The 17259-nt window shown below is 66.8% G+C and carries 16 protein-coding genes and 3 pseudogenes; 8 read left to right on the top strand and 11 right to left on the bottom strand.

Annotated features, from left to right (window positions below; translation table 11 throughout):
* Together ABTY62_RS42545 and ABTY62_RS42540 are read right to left on the bottom strand one after the other, a co-directional pair.
* Window positions 1-1402 (bottom strand): annotated as a pseudogene (locus ABTY62_RS42545) (NF041680 family putative transposase); the annotation flags it as partial.
* A 144-nt stretch (window positions 1403-1546) separates the two neighbouring features.
* Window positions 1547-2329 carry a phosphotransferase enzyme family protein gene (locus ABTY62_RS42540; protein WP_352134736.1) on the bottom strand — a complete coding sequence of 261 codons (783 nt, stop codon included), beginning with the start codon at window positions 2327-2329 and terminating at the stop codon, window positions 1547-1549.
* Between the two features lie 105 nt (window positions 2330-2434).
* Here ABTY62_RS42540 and ABTY62_RS42535 point away from each other — a divergent pair, with 105 nt between their 5' ends.
* Window positions 2435-2611: a hypothetical protein gene (locus tag ABTY62_RS42535; protein ID WP_352134735.1), complete on the top strand. Its 177-nt coding sequence runs from the start codon at window positions 2435-2437 to the stop codon at window positions 2609-2611.
* A 189-nt stretch (window positions 2612-2800) separates the two neighbouring features.
* Here the strand turns inward: ABTY62_RS42535 and ABTY62_RS42530 are convergent, their stop codons facing one another.
* The gene (locus ABTY62_RS42530) at window positions 2801-2986 is read right to left on the bottom strand and encodes an NAD(P)-binding domain-containing protein (RefSeq protein ID WP_352134734.1); all 186 of its coding nucleotides are present in this window, start codon (window positions 2984-2986) and stop codon (window positions 2801-2803) included.
* Window positions 2987-3263: 277 nt separating this feature from the next.
* Entirely contained in the window at window positions 3264-3407 is a 144-nt protein-coding gene (locus ABTY62_RS42525; protein WP_352134733.1) for a hypothetical protein, read from the bottom strand.
* Between the two features lie 535 nt (window positions 3408-3942).
* Between ABTY62_RS42525 and ABTY62_RS42520 the strand changes: the two genes are divergently transcribed.
* Entirely contained in the window at window positions 3943-5655 is a 1713-nt protein-coding gene (locus tag ABTY62_RS42520; RefSeq protein WP_352134732.1) for an FAD-dependent oxidoreductase, read from the top strand.
* 368 nt (window positions 5656-6023) lie between these two features.
* On the opposite strand, the gene ABTY62_RS42515 is transcribed toward ABTY62_RS42520, so the two are convergent.
* Window positions 6024-6773 (bottom strand): SDR family oxidoreductase, encoded by a 750-nt coding sequence (locus ABTY62_RS42515; protein ID WP_352134731.1) that lies wholly within the window; start codon window positions 6771-6773, stop codon window positions 6024-6026.
* Between the two features lie 397 nt (window positions 6774-7170).
* Between ABTY62_RS42515 and ABTY62_RS42510 the strand changes: the two genes are divergently transcribed.
* The gene (locus ABTY62_RS42510; RefSeq protein WP_311724157.1) at window positions 7171-7431 is read left to right on the top strand and encodes a hypothetical protein; all 261 of its coding nucleotides are present in this window, start codon (window positions 7171-7173) and stop codon (window positions 7429-7431) included.
* A 9-nt stretch (window positions 7432-7440) separates the two neighbouring features.
* On the opposite strand, the gene ABTY62_RS42505 is transcribed toward ABTY62_RS42510, so the two are convergent.
* The gene (locus ABTY62_RS42505; protein ID WP_352134730.1) at window positions 7441-7704 is read right to left on the bottom strand and encodes a helix-turn-helix domain-containing protein; all 264 of its coding nucleotides are present in this window, start codon (window positions 7702-7704) and stop codon (window positions 7441-7443) included.
* Window positions 7705-8125: 421 nt separating this feature from the next.
* Here ABTY62_RS42505 and ABTY62_RS42500 point away from each other — a divergent pair, with 421 nt between their 5' ends.
* Together ABTY62_RS42500 and ABTY62_RS42495 are read left to right on the top strand one after the other, a co-directional pair.
* On the top strand, window positions 8126-8566 hold the full coding sequence (locus ABTY62_RS42500; RefSeq protein ID WP_352134729.1) for a VOC family protein: 441 nt from the start codon (window positions 8126-8128) through the stop codon (window positions 8564-8566).
* A 119-nt stretch (window positions 8567-8685) separates the two neighbouring features.
* Window positions 8686-8862, top strand: coding sequence for a hypothetical protein (locus tag ABTY62_RS42495; RefSeq protein WP_352134742.1), 177 nt, complete (start codon window positions 8686-8688; stop codon window positions 8860-8862).
* Window positions 8863-9079: 217 nt separating this feature from the next.
* Here ABTY62_RS42495 and ABTY62_RS42490 read toward each other — a convergent pair whose 3' ends face one another.
* The 3 genes and pseudogenes from ABTY62_RS42490 to ABTY62_RS42480 all read right to left on the bottom strand — a co-directional run bounded on the left by ABTY62_RS42490 (window position 9080) and on the right by ABTY62_RS42480 (window position 11251).
* Window positions 9080-9598, bottom strand: coding sequence for a GNAT family N-acetyltransferase (locus ABTY62_RS42490; protein WP_352134728.1), 519 nt, complete (start codon window positions 9596-9598; stop codon window positions 9080-9082).
* 108 nt (window positions 9599-9706) lie between these two features.
* Window positions 9707-10130, bottom strand: a pseudogene (locus tag ABTY62_RS42485) (transposase family protein); the annotation flags it as partial.
* Window positions 10131-10450: 320 nt separating this feature from the next.
* A complete protein-coding gene (locus ABTY62_RS42480) occupies window positions 10451-11251 on the bottom strand; it encodes a transposase (protein WP_502997635.1) in 801 nt (266 codons plus the stop codon).
* Window positions 11252-11579: 328 nt separating this feature from the next.
* On the opposite strand from ABTY62_RS42480, the gene ABTY62_RS47665 reads away from it, so the two are divergent.
* Both ABTY62_RS47665 and ABTY62_RS42470 read left to right on the top strand, forming a co-directional pair.
* Window positions 11580-11915: a DUF6234 family protein gene (locus ABTY62_RS47665; RefSeq protein WP_502997634.1), complete on the top strand. Its 336-nt coding sequence runs from the start codon at window positions 11580-11582 to the stop codon at window positions 11913-11915.
* A 232-nt stretch (window positions 11916-12147) separates the two neighbouring features.
* A complete protein-coding gene (locus ABTY62_RS42470; protein ID WP_352134726.1) occupies window positions 12148-12504 on the top strand; it encodes a darcynin family protein in 357 nt (118 codons plus the stop codon).
* Window positions 12505-12856: 352 nt separating this feature from the next.
* Here ABTY62_RS42470 and ABTY62_RS42465 read toward each other — a convergent pair.
* Both ABTY62_RS42465 and ABTY62_RS42460 read right to left on the bottom strand, forming a co-directional pair.
* Window positions 12857-13629 (bottom strand): annotated as a pseudogene (locus tag ABTY62_RS42465) (transposase); the annotation flags it as partial.
* A 138-nt stretch (window positions 13630-13767) separates the two neighbouring features.
* Window positions 13768-14112: a hypothetical protein gene (locus ABTY62_RS42460; RefSeq protein ID WP_352134725.1), complete on the bottom strand. Its 345-nt coding sequence runs from the start codon at window positions 14110-14112 to the stop codon at window positions 13768-13770.
* A 440-nt stretch (window positions 14113-14552) separates the two neighbouring features.
* Between ABTY62_RS42460 and ABTY62_RS42455 the strand changes: the two genes are divergently transcribed.
* Entirely contained in the window at window positions 14553-16274 is a 1722-nt protein-coding gene (locus ABTY62_RS42455; protein WP_352134724.1) for a hypothetical protein, read from the top strand.
* Window positions 16275-17259 lie beyond the last annotated feature (985 nt).

Genomic DNA, 17259 nt, shown 5'->3' with positions numbered 1-17259 from the left:
CTCCTCGGCACGGTCCATAACCTCAACAAACTCATCAGCCACAGACCCCGAGGGCGCTCTTGACCTTCGGGGGCCGGGAGTCGTGCGACAGCCTCAGCAGGTGAGGGCGGAGGTTCCGAAACCCCCGGCGGACGCGGGCCGGGGTGAGACGTGCGGGCTCGGCCGGCTTCTCCCAAGGGCGGCGGAGGTCCGCTGCGGCTTCGCGGGTGAGCCGGAGCTGGGTGTGGGCGGCGACGATCAGCCACGTCCAGCGGTCTCCGGCCTCGGGAGTGCGGAGCTTGGGCCGGGTCCAGCCGAGGGTCTGCTTCATCAGACGGAAGGTGTGCTCGATGTCGAACCTGCGCAGGAACGACTGCCAGCGGACGTCGACGTCCTCGCCGCTCAGACCGGTGGCCGACGACCACAGCCTAAGGGGCAGCGGGTCTCCGCCGCCGGGCAGGTGGTCGACCTGAGGGAGGATCAACGTGCCACCGATGATGGGGAGTTCACCGGCGATAGCCGATCCAGGCGGAACGGTGGTCAGCCGCGGGTGGCTACGGTCCCAGGCCATCGCGCGGGCGGTGCCGTACCGGTCGGTGACCTGGACCGTCGCCGCGTCCGGCTCGCCCCAGGTCTCCGGCTTGGCGAAGCGGAACTCCTTGCCGTGCCTCGGCGGTCGCCCGCCCTGGGGGTAGGACAGGGCGTACTCCTTGAGCGAGGGCGTCGGCCGTCGCATGACGGGGTCGGAGCACATCCGCCCCAGCACCTCGACCGGGAGGCCGTCGAGGGGATAAGCCATGCGCGAGGCGTCGTAGCCGGCGTCGAAGACGATCAGGATGTCGCGGTCGCCCGCGTGCCAGCGGCCCATCTCGATCAGGTCGGTGACCACCCGGCGGACCTGTGCGGCGGTGACCTCGGCGACATCGTCGGCTGGCCCGAGACACACGGCGTCCAGGAACTGGCACCAGGAGGTGCGGCCCGGTTCCAGGGCGGCGACGAACGAGTACGGCCAGCCGGGAATGAACTGGTCCGAGGACCGTCCGCTGCGGCCGTAGACGTGGCAGAACAGGCGGTCCGCGCTGGTCGGGGCGTCGGGGCGGAGCCAGTTGCTGATGTCGACGGCGAGGACCAGGCGGCCGTCCGCGGCCTGCGGCATGGGCAGGCCCGCGAGTACCTGCCGCAGTCGGGGCATGTCCACGTTTCCGCTGTTCAGTGCGTCGTACATCGCGCCGTGCGCGCGTCGGCGATCGGCCACCAGCGTGAGGTCCACCGGCGAGGTCACCGGGCCGTCCGTGCACCGCAACGCGTCGGTGAGGCCGAACAGTTCGTCCCCGCGCGCGGCCAGACAGTCGAATAAGTCCTCCCGGAAGCGTGACGCCTTCGCGAACGTTTCCCTGGGACCGGCGTCAGGCGGCAGACTCACTTCACGGCCTTCGTCTTGTTCGGTGCACCTTGGTCGGAGCACATGATCAGACGAAGGCCGCCTCAGCGTCCGGTGGATACCCGAGTGAGCGATCCAGTTCGGGACACCGTTCGACATTGGGAGCAAGGAGCGGGCGGAAGCGCCTCAGCCGGCGAGCAGGGCGTTTACCCATTGATCTTCGCGCTGTTCGATGTATTCGGCGTCGCTTCGCCAGGCATCGCCGTGGCCCGCGGCCCACAGAGTTGCCCAGGGCTGGACACCCCGGGCGGCCTGGTCGCGTAGGAAGTCGTGCATGGAACGCGTACGGCGCCCCAGCAAAGGGACCAGCAGACGGCGTTCGGCTTCATCGAGGCCGTAGGCGTTGGCGAAGACTCGCAGTCGGTCTCCCGCATCGCCGCGTTGCCAGTCAGGATGCGCGGACAACGGGATGAAGCCGTGCATGGCATACGCGACGTCCCACAGGCGGGAACCGGGGCCGGCGGTGTCCCAGTCGATGAAGGCCCACTGGGACTCGTCTGCGACCACAAGGTTCCACGGGGCCAGATCGTGATGGGCGATGGTGTCGCCGCCCTCGGCGGGGACCAGCACCTGCCAGTGCGCGTCGGGTGGTGGCGTGAAGTCCTGCACTGCATCGTGGAAGTCCCGGATCAGTCGTGCCACACGAGCCAGTTGCCGAGCGGGTTCCAGCAGGGAGAAGCGGTCGGGCCAGACCACATGTCCCGGCACAAAGGTCAGGACCTCGCGCCCCTGGTCGTCGATGCCCAAAGGGCGAGGCGCCGCACGGAATCCCACCCCGTTCAGGTGGCTGAGCAAGGCGTGCACAGCGGGAGTCCAGGGTCCGGCCGGACGACGGACGGTATCTCCGACTCGAACGACACCATCGCTGACGTTGCCGCCGGACAACGGCTGTTCTTCATCATGTTCCACCCAACCAGTGTGTCTGATTAGGCCGCCCTGATCACCCCGTTAAAGGGGAGCACCAGGGAGGTGTAGAGGTTAAAGAACAAGCTAAGTGCGCGTCAGAATCGGATCGTGAAGTGGATGGACAACGCCTGCAAGAGGCGGCAAGAGGTCGGAGAGCTTCGTGACAAGGCGCTGGCAACCGTTGAAGCCAGCACGCTCTGTAATGATTCGCGCCCGTTCACGCAGGTCAAAGTCATTTGGGGCGCCGCGCGCTCCTCGATGGAACCGCCCACGAGGCCCTTCTGATCGAGGCGTACAACCTTGGCTATGAGGCGGTACTGGGCGTTGGCTTTACCTCCCCCGCTCATCCACCGGGCCGCGGCGGTGAGTACAGCAGCGTGAACTTCATCGCCTACGGGACTGGTGCCACCAGCGGGTGAGGCCCGTCAGTTCCGGCACGGCGAAGAACGGCACCGAGAGAAACACAAGGTCCGGCTACGCCGCCTCCTCGGCCGTTGCCGCGCGGGCCTTCGGCCCCAGCCCGTCCACGAAGGCCTCGAGTGTCTGCGGGCCCCGCCTGTTGTCGATGACTACCTCATGGCCGTGGCGGACGGCTTTGTCGGCGACCGCCTGTCCCACTTCTCCTGCCCCGAGTACGCCAATCGTGCGCTGTGTGCTCATGGTGTTCTGCCTCGATCATGTGCCAAGGACCGAGCGAGCTGCCCAGCATCGGCTGGCACAGCCGATCCGGTGGCTGTTCAGCCCGCAGACCCGCGAAGAGAACCGACGCCCTCGTTGCCGACGGGAGCCTTGCCTCCACCCTGTATTCGATTGTGTACTTATTGGTAAATAAGTCGGATCTGTTCGAGTCGAGCGAAGGTGCCGGAGGGAAGCAGGACCGTGTCGCGGGGGCGGATGCGGGTGATACTGACGGACTGCCTGGACCGGACCGGCTCCTTCATTCCCGATCGATGCTGGGCAGTCCGCGCGAGACCGGATAGGTGCCTAGCGCCAGGAGCCGGTCGTGGTGGTCGAGCGGGGCGTACTCGACCCGGATCAGCGCCTGCCCGGCGGCAGGAGCCGCAGGCTCCGGGACATCCACGACCTTCAGGCTCTGCTGCAGCTCTCCGAGCTGGGAGGGGTGAATTGCGAGCAGGGATCTGGTCTCCGTGTAGTGATTGCAGATCAAGGACGAGGCGAGTGGCCGAACCGCCACTCGCGCCGACCGCCGGCCAGTCGCCGCCGGTCGCGGACGGCGCAAGGCCGTCACCGGTTGATCGAGCCCCAGGGGCGTGAGGGGAACGGCAGCTGCCCGTGCGAGGGGCTCAGGTGCCTGGGAGACTTGGCTCAAACGGCGGATCCCTGTGTGCATCCGCCATCACTCGGGGTTGCCTGTCCACCTCGGAGTCCCACGTGGTCCTGCGTCGTGCGTCGGCAATGAGCTCCAGAAGTCCGGTCACCGTCGATGCCGATTCCTCCTCTCGACTTGTCCGGGACGGCGTCCAGACCGTCCTGGACGTAGGCGTCCCCTCTTGAATCCATGCACTGAGCCACAAATCGCAAAAGGTTGGCGGAACCCGGGCCGGCTGGTTCGGCAAGAATCGCAGACGTTTCCCTGACAGGTTCGTAGAACGCTTTTGGCTGATATCGACGGCCAACTTGAGGAAGAGGAAGACATGACCACCCCGCACGCCGACCACGGAGATCGCGAAAGGAAGGCGTATGCGACCCTCGACGACAGGCAACTGAATCGAATTTTCGAATTCGGTGTGGCCGAGGACATATCCGCAGGTCAGATGATCTACCACATCGGAGACGAGGCATGCGACCTGGTCGTGATCGAGTCCGGGGCCGTAGAAATTGTGCGGGAGGCCTCGTCGAGTTACCCGGAGGAAGTGATCGCAACTTTCGGCCCCGGCGGATTTCTGGGTGAACTCGGAATACTCACCGGGCAGTCCGTCAATCTGTCCGCGCGCGCAGTGGTGAACGGCCGCATCCACAGGCTGGCTCCCGAGAAGTTCCGCTCCCTCATGGCGGCAGACGCCGAAATATCGGATCTGCTTCTCGCCGCGTTTGAGGCGAGGCGAGACATCCTCATGGGTGCGGCTGCAGAGACGATTGAGATCATCGGGAGCGCCTTCTCGGCCGAGTCGATGTCACTGCGGACCTATGTGGCGCGGCTGGAACTTCCGCACCGCTGGCTGGATGTGGACAGGCCGGCCGCCGCTTCCCGCCCGGACATCTCCTCGCTGAGCGCCGAAGACCTCCCCGTTGTGCTCCTGCCCGGAGCCTGGATCCGAAAGGCCACCCCCGCGCGGCTGGCGCAGAGCCTCGGGCTGTCCTACAAGCCGTCCAAGGGCGAAGACGTGGATCTGGTGGTCATCGGGGGCGGCCCGGCCGGGCTGGCAGCGACGGTGTACGGATCCTCCGAGGGCCTGAGCACCGTCATGCTGGACGCCGTCGGCCCCGGCGGCCAGGCTGCGGCAACTTCACGTATCGAAAACTACCTTGGATTCCCGCACGGCGTGAGCGGCGCAGAACTGACAAAGCTCGCCTCGATCCAGGCTCTCAAATTCGGCGCACGCATGTACTTCCCCAGCAAGGTGACAACCGTCGACACAAGCGGCGAAAAGCTGGGAATCTCCCTGTTCGGCGGGATGAAAATTCTCGCACGAGCTGTCATCATCGCGACCGGTGCCCATTACCGATCCCTTCCGATTGCAAGATGGAGCGAGTTCGAGCACGCAGGGATATATTACGCGTGCACGGAGTTGGAAGTCCGTTCCTGCGCGGGTGGAGAAGTAGCCGTCGTCGGCGGGGCGAACTCCGCCGGACAGGCCGCGCTCTTCCTGTCCAGCAGGGGCTGTACCGTCGATCTCGTGGTCCGCGGGGAGGATGTCGGAGCTCGTATGTCCTCCTATCTTGTCAACCGGATCGTTTCGGACTCTATGATTTCAGTCCGCGCCTCCACCGAGATCACTGCCCTTGAAGGCGATACGTCGCTGGAGGCGGTCCGGCTGACCAATTCGGTGACCGGAGAGGAAGCCGTGAAGCCGTGCAGAGGACTGTTCTGCTTCATCGGGGCGGATCCCGCTTCCGGCTGGCTGTACGGCGACTGCTCCGTGGACGGGAACGGATTCATCCGCACCGACGCGCACATCCCGCCGGAAGATCTTGGCCAGCACTGGCAAAACCTCGAGCGTGGGCCACTGCCGTTCGAAACCAGCATCCCCGGGGTCTTCGCGGCAGGCGATGTGCGCCACGGATCGATCAAGCGCGTCGCCGCCGCAGTAGGTGAGGGGGCAAGCGCGGTGTCCTCCGCGCACCAAGTAGTCGGGGTGCGGCTTTAACTGATCATTTCGCAATGAGATCGGTGTGCCGGGTAGTGGCCGGCCATCGCCGCAGGCGGGGTCTGCGACCGGCACGGCAACCCGTCGGCCCTCTCTCTGAGCGGCGGCAAATCCGGCAAGGACGGCACCCGGCCGATCCCGCTGATGGGCACCAGCGCGGGGGTGCACTCGCGTGGTGGTCAGGCGACAGAGATCTCAGCGAGATCGATGGCGACAAGGATCGGCTTCGGCAGAACCCGCGCATCCTCCAGAATGGGCACAAGGTTCCGGTGAGTTGGGAAGACCAGTCCCCATGCCGTTACGCGCTTCTACGCGCTTCTCGCAGTAATGCACAGCCGGCGCGTGTCCCGACGGCGGGCGCTCGGAATTCAGATCTGGGCGAGGCCGCCGTCGACGAAGAGCTCGGCTCCCGTGGTGAAGGAACTCTGGTCCGAGGCGAGGAAGACGGCTGCTGCGGCGACTTCGTCGGCGCGGCCCATCCGGCCGAGTGGGATCATCGCAGTGAGGCCGTCCGCCAGTTGCTGTTCGCCCTTTGCCGGGCTCCCCAGGCTGCGGATGCCGGGGGTCTCGATCGGGCCCGGGCTGAGAGCGTTGACCCGGATGCCGCGGCCCGCGAGTTCGGCGGCCCAGGTGCGGGCCAGGTTGCGGTCTGCGGCCTTGGTGGCGCTGTAGACGCTCATCGCCTCGACGCCCATCGACGCATTGGTGGACGAGAGCACGATCACCGAAGCCCTGTCCGGCAGCAATGGGAGTGCCTTCTGGACTGTGAAGATCGTCCCCTTGACGTTGATGCCGAAGGTGTTGTCGTACTGCTCCTCGGTGATCTCACCTAGTCGCGCGAGCTCGGCGACGCCGGCATTGGCGACGACGACGTCCAGCCGGCCGCTGCGCTCCTTGATGGTCGCGAAGAGGCGGTCGAGATCGTCGAGATTCGACACATCGCTTTGGACGCCGATGGCCCGTTCACCGACGGCTTGTGCGGCCGCATCCAGCCCGGTCTTGTGCCGACCGGTGAGGTACACAGTGGCGCCCTCGGTGGCGAATCGACGGGCGATGGCCAGACCGATCCCGGTCGAGCTGCCGGTCACCAGGGTGATCATGTCATCGAGCTGTCCCATGATGTCGACTTCCTTGAAGTAACTCGTTCAGAGACCTGTAGACAGGGCCGTGAGCCTCTGCTCGGCTAGTGATCCACGCCCACGTTCCGATGCCCTCGTCGCCGACGGCATTCTTCGGTACTCGCACCCCGAGGACTGCCTCGTTTGATCGGTTTTATACCTATTAGCAAATAACTCGAACCCAGGTGCTGCAACCGGTGGGGTGCGCACCTGTCGCGCGCTGACGACCTACGGCCTCGCTCTTCTGGAGGCAGCGGACCACCGTACTCGGCTGATGTTTGAAGGGAACGGCGCCCCGCTCCCGACAGCCCTCCAGCTGAACCGGGCTTGGGCTCTGCGAGCGCGATATCGTGGGGACCTGATGTCCGCTTTTCATGATCTGTCGGGAGCGCCGCGAGTGCCTGAGGACCCCATAGCCCACAGTGAGCTCGCTGCTCTGACCCGGCGTTTCGAGCAGGTCGCGGAGAAGAGCGATCGCGAGTTCGGGATCATCAAGTCCGACTTGACGGCGGTGCGTCTGCAGGTTGGGAACCTCGATCAGAAGGTGGACCGGTTGGAGGATCGCCTCGAGGAGCTCGGCCAGAAGATGGACCGGAACCAGGCACAGATCGTGGCGCTGCTCACGCGGCTGGTCGGGCAAGACCCGAACGCCGGCTGATCACAATCGTCAAGAACACGGGATTGAACCCCGGTCACCGGGGTTCAGGCCCGCCTCTTTCTCCTGCATGGTGCCGAGCGGCCGCCCCTTGTCGCGCGTCGACTCTCGTTGTCGCCAGGCGCCGGGTGGTTCGCCGTGGTGGCGACGGAATGCGGCTGCGAAGGCGTAGGGCGAGCTGTAGCCGACGCTCCGGGCGATGCTCGCCACGCCGAGTTCGCCGGTGCGGAGGTGGGCGCGTGCGAGGGCCATGCGCCAGTCGGTCAGGTGCTTCATGGGGGCTGGCCGAGTGCCTCGTGGAAGATGCGAGCGAAGGCGGCTCGGGACAGGCCGCTGACCGCGGCGAGTTCGGGGACGGACCAGGAGTGTCCGGCGCACTGGTGCATGGCCTGGAGCGCAGCGCTCAGACGGGGGTCGGGGGGAAGCGCTGCGAGTAGCCCGGTGCCGATGTCGCCGGAGAATCGGCAGGCACCGCAGAGGAACACCGCCGCCCCGGGGGTGTCAGACTCCGCGTCGTGGGCGTGCCGGGCCCGGAACTCCTCCGGTTGCGGCCTGATAGGCGATCGCGAGCCGCAGGTCGTCGGCAAGGTGCAGCGCCCAAAACATCGACACTTCCGGGTGTCGAGAATGCGGCACCGGCTACGTCCCAGGGGTACCAGTAGCCAGAACGGACTGCGCGACGAAGAAGGAGCACCCCGTGACGATTCAGCGGATGGACAACGTAGGCATCGTCGTCGACGACCTGGAGGCTGCCATCGCCTTCTTCACCGAGCTTGGCATGGAGCTGGAGGGCGAAGCGCAGATCGAGGGAGTCTGGGCAGACCAGACGGTCGGCCTCGACGGGGTCCGCAGCGCCATCGCGATGATGCGCACCCCGGACGGCCACGGCAAGCTGGAGCTGACGAAGTTCCACACCCCCGCGGCGATCACTGCCGGACCGCTCAACCCGCCACCCAACACTCTGGGCCTGCACCGTGTCATGTTCGCCGTCGACGACATCGACGACACGATCACCCGCCTGCGCCGCCATGGCGCCGAACTCCTCGGTGAGGTGGCGCAGTACGAGAACATCTACCGTCTCTGCAACCTCCGCGGCCCCTCGGGAGTCATCGTCGCTCTGGCCGAACGTATCGGCTAGGAGCGTGTCTCGGTAACGGGCAAGCAGCAGGGTGGTGCGTCAGTGATGAGGCGACACTCGGGGTCCTGTCGGGTGGGAAGCCGACCTGGCGGGAGCCGGTGACCGGGCCGAGAAGCCCGGTGGGTCAGCCAGTCGTCCAGCGACGGCGGCAGCAGCAAGACCTGGTGCGGGTCGAACGCCGCCCGGAACCGCTTGCCCACGCCGGTTGCACGGGCCTGCAAACGCTTCTTTTCGACGAGCTCGGCCTCAAACAGTCGCTCCTCAGCACGCATACCATGATCATCCCGCATGAATGATCACGATCTGTATGCGGGTCGCCGGTTACTGATCAGGGGGGCAAAGCATCGCGGGGCGACCGCGTCTGTCAGCTCCGGGGCGAACGGCCTGAACGTCGCTGACCCGGGATCGGGCACCGGCGACAGCAGGTGGTCGAGCCCGAGATATGCGCGCAGGGCGGTGGCCGGCTTCTGTCCGGCCAAATCACCGGGACCGAGCGCGAATCGACCACCAGCGTCAGCTGACGCCGTACGGCAAGGGCTTTCGATCGCCTTCCTCGATCTTGAAAGTGCGAAAGCCTCGACGGTGATAGTTGGGCAACGCAGCGGGGTGGTCCAGTGACGAGGTGTGCAGCCAGACACGCGTTGCCGAGGGCAGCAGTTCCCACGCTTGTCGCACTGCGAGAGTCAGCGCGGAACCGCCCAACCTTTTGCCGATGAACTCCGGCAGAAGACCGAAGGTCTCAATCTCGATCTCGCGAGAAGGATGCAGGTCGTAGTTGACCATGCCCGCCGGCTTGCCGCCGAACGACAGCAGCCAGAATCTCCTGGCCGGGCACCCGGCGAACCAGGCCTCCCACTCCTCGGCGGAGCGGCTCGCGCTCTCCCAGCCGTAAGGTGCGCCGATACGGGCTTGAAGGTCGGTGATCAGCGATGAGTCGCGGTCCAGCGGCTCCAGAGCCAGGCTGGGCACGGAAACGGCCGGATTGAGCTGGTCACACGACGTCATCTCGACGTAGGTCAAGATCTCACTCACCCGCGCAGAGTACGTGGGCTCCGAGCCTGCCGCCAACCCTGAACAACCTCGAAGCCGCCATCAACCCGCATGGTTACTGAGACGCGCTCCTAGGTTCTGTCTCTTTGGTCAGCGTCGGGTCCAGATGACGATGCTCGCGAGGTGGAGTGCGGCCTGGTGGCGATCGTGGGTTTGTCGGTTCGTGTGGCCAGGCCGCGCCACGGCTTGAGGCGGTTTATGCACCGTTCGAGGTGTTCCGCTGCTTGTATGCCTCGTTGTCGCAGCCGGGCGGGCGGCCACCGAGTCGGCCTCGTCGCAGGCGGTGGCTGACTTGGGCGGACGGCTGTGGGAGGAGCGCACGGATACCCCGGTGCCGGTCGGCACGTGAGGAATACGCGCAGTCGGTCAGAACGGCCAGGGGCCGGGTCTGGGGCGTGCCGGGGCCAGCGCGGGGCACGCGGATGCGGGACATCACCGTCTCGAAGGGTGCATCACCTGCCTGGCCTGCGGTGATGGTGAAGTTGAGGGGCCGTGCCCGGCCGGCCGCGACCAGCGGCCGGGCGAGACGGAGTTGGGTATGGGCCGCGATGATCAGCCAGGTCCACCGGTCAGCTGCCTGGGGCGTGCGGAGTTTCGGGCGAGCCCAGCCGAGGGGCTGTTTCTTCATCCGGAAGGCGTGTTCAAGGTCGGATCTGCGCAGGAACGCCTGCCAGCGCAGGTCGATGTGCTCGCCTGACAGACCGGTGGCCGACGACCACAGCCAGACGGGGAGCGGATCGTGGCCGCCGGGCAGGCGATCGACCTCCAGTCGGATCAACGTGCCCTCGATGACGGGGAGGCCGCCGGTATGGTCGATCCACGCGGAGCGGGTGGTCAGACGTGGATGGACACGGTCCCAGGCCATCGCGCGAGCGGTGCCGTACCGGTCGGTGACAGCCGCGGTCGCGGTTCCCTGGATCTCGCCTGTCGGGATTGGCGAAGCGGAACGCCCTGCGGAGGTGAGATCCAGGGAACCGGGACCGGCTTGCGCATCACGCGGTCGGTGTGCGTCCGCCCCAGGACCTTCACCGGCAGTCCTTCCAGCAGATAGGCCATGCGCGGAGCGTCGCAGCCGGCGTCGAAGACAATGAGGATGTCGAGGGCACCCGGGCGCCAGCGGGCCATGTCGATGAGGTTTCTCGACCACGCGGCGGACCTGGGCACGGTGACCTCGGCGACATCGTCGGCCGGGCCCAGCCGCGGCGCGTCCAGGATCTGGCACCACGAGGTCCGGCCCGGCTCCAGCGCGGCGACCAACGGGTACGGCCAGCCGGGCGCGAACCGGTCCGAGGAGCGTCCGCTGCGACCGTAGACGTGACAGAACAGGCGGTTCGGGCTGGTTGGCGCGTCCGGCCGGAGCCTGTCGGTGACGTCCACCGCCAGGACCTGCCGCAGTCGCGGTACCTCGACGTACCCGCAGTTGAGCGCCTCGTACATCGCGCTGTGTCCGCGCCGGTGTTCTGCCGTCAGCGTGAGGTCCACCGGCGTGGTCACCGGCCCGTCCGCACACCACAGTGCATCGGTCAGCTCGAACAACGTGTCCCCGCGCGCCGTCAGGCAGTCGAAGAAGTCATCCCGGAAGCGTGACGCCACCGCGAACCGCTCCCGGCCGGCGTCGTGATGCAGCAGACTCATTCCCCCACGGCCTTCGTACTGGTCAAGTGCCTCTTTGGTCGGAGCACAGGATCAGACGGAGGCCGTGATCATGTCCCCGGGACCCTCGTACGAGCGGGTGCGTTCACTTTGCGGTTCGAGGCGGGGCCCTACGGGGTGCTCAGCTCGGGCACAACTCGGTCTCGGCCTGGTGAACCGTCATGCGGTGCACGGCGTGGCGTACGAGCGTGTGACTATGAGCTTCGAGCGGAGTACGCGTATACCGCGCTTGCCGGAGAACGATTCCCGCCCTGGGAAGCCTTCGAACTTGCGAGGCGACGGGTTCGCGGGTGGCTGCATAAGCCTGATCGTGCTGCTCATCGAAATCCCGGTCGCTTTTCTGCTGGGGTTGACGTCGGTCATCCGTGGATGGGGCCGTGCGCACGAGCAAACCGTGGCACCCCCGATGGACTGGGCTGCGATCCTCTGGTCCGGCGGGTTCACATTGGGCGTGCTCGTCATCGCCGTGATCTTCCTGTACTCGGCACATCCGTTCGCAGGTGCGGTCCAACTGCTCGTGGCAGCCGTTGCACTGTTCCTCACGATCGCTGCTTGGCACGACCAGTACGAGCGTGCCCACCCGCCTCCGCAACCAACCAGGGCCGGGATGCCGCAGCCTTCTTCGGACCAAATGAACGACCGGTAGGACCCACAACGGCGGATGCCGAAGCACAAGGTCACACAGGCGCAGCAACCGGGGCAGCCATGCTCACTCAACCCCGCGAACCGTCGCGGTCACTCACCGGCGACCATAAAGAACAAGCTGATCGGCTGTTTCCGATCCCCGGCTCTGAGTAGCCTGAGAGATGCCGTGATGATGGCCTGACGGCGATTCGCCGAGGGGCGTTCGCCGACGTTGGTTGATCCACAATAGGGCTATGACTGCCATCCAACCGCAGCCGCGGTTCACCATATTCGTGCACCTCACGGCTTTGCCCTCGTGGCTCGCGCTGGGGCGCACTGAGCGTCAGCAGCTCATCGCCGATCATGTGCAACCGCTGCTGGACAAACACGACACTGTCCAGGTCCGGTGGTTCGACGCCGAAGCCTGGGCCGCCGCTCCGTCCGATGTTCTAGTGGCGACGACCAACGACCTGACCTCGTGGTCCGATCTGTTCGAGGGTCTTCGCGACAGTCCGCTGTGGAGCGTGCCCTACTTCCGGGTGGAGCTTGTACTGCCGACGATCGAGGACGGCTTCGCTGACTACGAGCGTCGAACCGGGCAGCGTGACTGAGCCGTCGTTGGCGCCGTGATGATGGCCGGCCGCCAGACTCTGTCAAGGCCGTTCGTCCTCGGCTTCGCCTGCGGGCGGCTCCGCCTTGACAGAGTCTCGTGGCCGACGAATGCGGCACCTATGGCGGAAGGGGCCTGGCGCGAGGCCAGCCCGTTCGGTGGTGTCCTGGGCTGCGGCCCGCAGACCCGGTAGCCAGCCGTCGCGGCCGTTCGCCGAACGTTTCCTTCCGGCGCCTCCAGGCCCTCACCACACACCGGCGCGAGCAATACACGGCGTTCGACCTCCTGTCCCTTCTCTCCGGACGTTGTCGCCGTCTCACGTGAGGTTGTTGGATTCGCTGCTGGTCTCAGTTGCCGTGCTTCGGCGGCCGTCCGCCCTGCGGCGGCGAGATCCACGGCACCGGGACCGGCTTGCGCATCACACGGTCCGTGCGCATCCGCCCGAGGACCTCCACCGGCAGTCCTTCCAGCAGATAGCCCATGCGCGGAGCGTCGTAGCCGGCGTCGAAGACGATCAGGATGTCGCGGTCACCGGCTTGCCAACGGTCCATGTCGATGAGGCCCTCGACCACGCGGCGGATCTGGGCAGCGGTGACCTCGGTGACATCGTCGGTCGGCCCCAGTCGCAGCGCGTCCAGGATCTGGCACCACGAGGTCCGGCCCGACTCCAGTGCGGCGACGAACGAGTAGGGCCAGCCGGGCACGAACTGGTCCGATGAGCGTCCGCTGCGGCCGTAGACGTGACAGAACAAGCGGTCCGGGCTGGTTGGCGCGTCCGGCCGGAGTGCCGGAGCCTGTGGGTGACGTCCACCGCCAGGACCAGGCGTCCGTCGGCGGCCACGGGCTGCGGCAGCTCGGCCAGCACCTGCCGGAGCCGCGGCACATCGACGTTCCCACGGCTCAGCGCGTCGTACATCGCGCCGTGTCCGCGCCGGTGCTCGGCCGTCAGCGTGAGGTCCACCGGCGTGGTCAACGGCGTGGTCTCCGGCCCGTCCGCGCACAACAACGCATCGGTCAGCTCGAACAGCGTGTCCCCGCGCACGGGCAGACAGCCGAAGAAGTGGTCCCGGAAGTATGACGCCACCGCGAATGCATCACGCCGGACGTCATGTTGCAGCAGACTCATTCCCTCACGGCCTTCGCGTTGGTCAAGTGCCTCTTTAGCCGGAGCACAGGATCAGACGGAGGCCGTGTTCACGTCCCGGGAGTCCCCGTACGAGCGATCACGTCCGGGGCATCGTTCGGTAAGCCAGCGTAAACAAGATCAAACGTCGTCTTCGGGTCCAATGTGGCGAAGGACTGTCTCATGCTCGCCCGCGGCGATGAGCCCGTCGATGACCTTGACCATCGACGGCAGACCCGCGTCGCGGACGATGAGGCCGTCCCAGCACCACCAGTAGTCGCCTTCTGGCTCGCCTGCCTGCCGCTGGCGGTCCATGATTCGGTGCACCTCGTCGAGAGTGAACACGGTTCCGGACCAGCGATCGCCGTCATCGCGGATGACCCACATGTCCACATTGCAGACCGAGTCGAGGTCCTCTCCCGCATCGGGCACGAAGCAGATCTCGTATCCGTCACGCCTGACTCGGTAAAAGGGGCCGTCCCACATGCTCGCTCCATAGCACTCTGTCGCACGCCGCCTCATGAACCAAACCAGACGGCCGACCAGTACACCACGTTCCTGCTGAAGGGCGTAGCAGACATGGCAGGTTAAAGGACAAACTGAGTACGTGTTTGCAATCCCGGGTGCCCCGGACCGTTTGCCGCCTCGAAATGCTCCTCGTGCGCGGCCGCCATCCGGCTGTCGGTCTTCGGGGCACTGGGCGTCGTGCGTTCGTGACCTCGATCGAGTTTGCCGGGGTCAACACGACGAACAGGCCGCCATGGCGGCGAGGACGTAATCCCCCGCTACTTTGCGGCTGCTGTCTGAGCTAGGACACTGGGGCCCTCCCGGGCCGCGTCCTCTCGCGCGCCGCCGAGCCGTGGCGGCGTGTCGCGGCGCCCCAGCCCCTGTCCGAGCCAGCGGTTGCGGGCAATACGCTAGGGCGCGTGTCAACGGGGGCGCCGGAATCCGGCCTAAGTGAACGCATCGCCGACTGGGTTGCAGAGGGGCCGGAGAGTATCTCCGCCGCGCCGATTCGGGTGCCGTCCGGCTGGTGTGTGCTGGACAATGACGGCGAGGCGCTGCTACTCGACGACGACCTGGCGGTACTCGCCCGGTTCCCGGCACCCGACGGGGTCGGCATGTCGATGCCCGGCCGGCACGCGGTGGTGAGCACGGATCGTCGGTGGGCGGCGTTCGCCGGTGACGGGCAGATCGCCGTCGTCGACGCTGACGGGGAGACCGTCTGGCGGACGCGCCACCCCGACCTGCGCGGCGCCGACGGAGTCCGGTTGCCGGGCGCCGTCGCGTTCCCGCCCGGGGATGGTCACCTCTTGGCGTTCGTACCGGTGTCGGGCGGCGGGGAGGAGGGAAGCGGCGCCGGGCGGCTCGAACGGTGGGTGGTCGAACTACCCTCCGGACTCGTGTGCTCCCGCACCGCCACCGGGTATCGCGAACTGGACGGCCGGATCCACCCCGACGGTCAGGGGTCCGGTGACGCGGACTTGATGCGCGACGGGTTCTTGGTCGCCCGCCACACCGGCGACGGCCCGGCCGAGCACCTGGTGCTGGACGCCCGGACCGCCGAGCCGACGGCGCGGGTGCACTACCCCGATCCGAGCCGATCGCCGCAGACGGCCGGCATCGTGAGCGGCCGGGACAACACCTGGGTGACCTGGGCGAAGGACCAGCCCCTGCAACGTTGGCGGCTCCTGCCGGAACGGGCGGCCGAACTGAGCGGCGAGGCACCCATCGAGACGGTGGGTGCACCGGTCCGGCTGTCGTATGGCTGGTGCGCTGTGGGTACCGACGGCGCGGCCGTGCTGCTCGGGGAGGATCTCCGGCTCCTCGCTCGGTTCCCAGCGCCCGAGCCGTCGCCGGTCTTGCGCGCGGTGGTGAGCCGGGACCTGCGGTGGGCGGCGTTCGCGGGGCTCGGGTACATGGCCGTGGTCGACGCCGGCGGCCGGACGGTGTGGCAGGTGCACCATCCCGACCTGCTGAACTGTGTCGGCGATCCGATGCCGGGAGAAATGGTGTTTCCGCCTGAGGACGGTCACCTGTGGGCGTTCGTACCGGTGCTGGGCGCCAACGACGAGGAGGACGGCGCCGAGTACCTCGAACGTCGGGTGGTCGAGCTTGCCACCGGACGGGTGCTGTCCGTCTCGCCGCAGGACTCGTATTTCGAACGCACACTGCGGATTCATCCCGACGGCCGTACGTTCGGGGAGACGGTCGTCAGTAACGCCGACGGCGTGCAGGGCGCCTGGGTGCGGTGGACCGAGGAAGGCACGTTCTCGTTGGAAGGAACGATGGACGCCATCCCGCAGGACGTTCATCCTGACCGGCTCCACTGGCTCGCCTCCGGGTACACGGGGCCGATCCTGGGTCGGTTCGACAGCGCGGACACCGTCGAGCACTGGGACGAGTGGTACGAGTATGAAGAGACCTGCTTCGCCTCGGTCCGCGACATCCTCGTCCGGCGTATGGCCGGCGAGCGGGTCGAGCATGTACTGGTGGCGATGTCGGACATCAAGGCCGTCGCCGCAGCAGTGCACTATCCCGACGCGAGCAGTGCGCCGCGGATCGGCACCATCGTCGGCGGGAATGACGGTACGTGGGTGACCTACGAGGAGGGTCGGCCCTTGCGCCGCTGGCGGCTCCGCGACTGACAGGCTTTGCGGTAGCAGGCGCCGAATCTCCATATCCTTCGCCCGCGTACGGAGACCTCGCGTTCACGAGACGGCTCCGCTACCAGCACGTTTCCGCAAGATGTCGCTGCACCCTTCCTGCGCACGCGCCTACGTCACACGCTCGGGCATTCGGCAAACAGCGAGCGTCGCCCCAGGTCAGGCCCAACTCCGTTGGTAATTCCGCGCCTGTTACCGCAAAGTCGAGGGGGGAGTGTTGGGCCGTGCATGTCGATGCCGTCAATCCCCCCCGTTGGCGTGACGCCCTGAACTCACCCCAACAGAGCCGGAAGACGATGACACCTGGTAACCCCGAATGTGCGTCGTCTGAACATCGGGACGCGGGCTCTGGCGCCCGATGGAGCCGGAGCTCAGGGGGTAGCGCTCAGCTGGCCGGTACTGGATTTCTTGGCCAGCTGGGGGTGGCGCCTTTCCGGGCGAGGCGCCTGGTCCACGGCTCCGCTCGTTGGAGCCGTCGCCAACGGTCGGCTTGGACTCGAACGCCTTCGTGAGAACGTCACCTATCTCGCGTGTACGGTCGCCCGGCTGACGTGAAGAATAAGCCGAACGCCGCAGGGCGCTCCGGATGTGCCCGTGAGAGTGCCGCCGAGGGGGACCGCCTCTGGGGTGGCCGGGGCCGTGCACGCGGATGCCGCGCACGGCCCCCGTACACACTGCCGTCCACAGCACCGTGGCGCACCAAGATGGAGCGGCTGCCGCTGCCATCCACGACTCCCCCCGCCAGTGGGGGTCCGCATAACGGCGCCAACCCGCACCACACCGGCTGCACAGACGCCGGTGTGGACGCGCTCCAGTCCGGTGGCTTCATCTCGGACGGCCACACATGGTCGCCGCCGTCCTCGCTTACTGGTGCACCAGCGGGCCTCCGCCCCATGAGGTACCCATACCGGACACCAACTGCTCCCCGCCAAGACCGACCGCACCACCGTTCCCGAACGGGGATATC

This window comes from Streptomyces sp. NPDC097640 (assembly GCF_040302705.1).
GTDB lineage: Bacteria > Actinomycetota > Actinomycetes > Streptomycetales > Streptomycetaceae > Streptomyces.
The sequence above is the reverse complement of the archived record's forward strand: the minus strand, read 5'-3'. Positions and strand labels throughout refer to the sequence as shown.

Excerpts from the sequence above, each read along its gene's own strand:
- ABTY62_RS42530 (WP_352134734.1), bottom strand. The coding sequence starts at position 2,986 with ATGAGCACACAGCGCACGATTGGCGTACTCGGGGCAGGAGAAGTGGGA.
- ABTY62_RS42515 (WP_352134731.1), bottom strand. The coding sequence starts at position 6,773 with ATGGGACAGCTCGATGACATGATCACCCTGGTGACCGGCAGCTCGACC.
- ABTY62_RS42505 (WP_352134730.1), bottom strand. The coding sequence starts at position 7,704 with ATGAAGCACCTGACCGACTGGCGCATGGCCCTCGCACGCGCCCACCTC.
- ABTY62_RS42480 (WP_502997635.1), bottom strand. The coding sequence starts at position 11,251 with ATGAGTCTGCTGCATCACGACGCCGGCCGGGAGCGGTTCGCGGTGGCG.
- ABTY62_RS42470 (WP_352134726.1), top strand. The coding sequence starts at position 12,148 with ATGACTGCCATCCAACCGCAGCCGCGGTTCACCATATTCGTGCACCTC.
- ABTY62_RS42460 (WP_352134725.1), bottom strand. The coding sequence starts at position 14,112 with ATGTGGGACGGCCCCTTTTACCGAGTCAGGCGTGACGGATACGAGATC.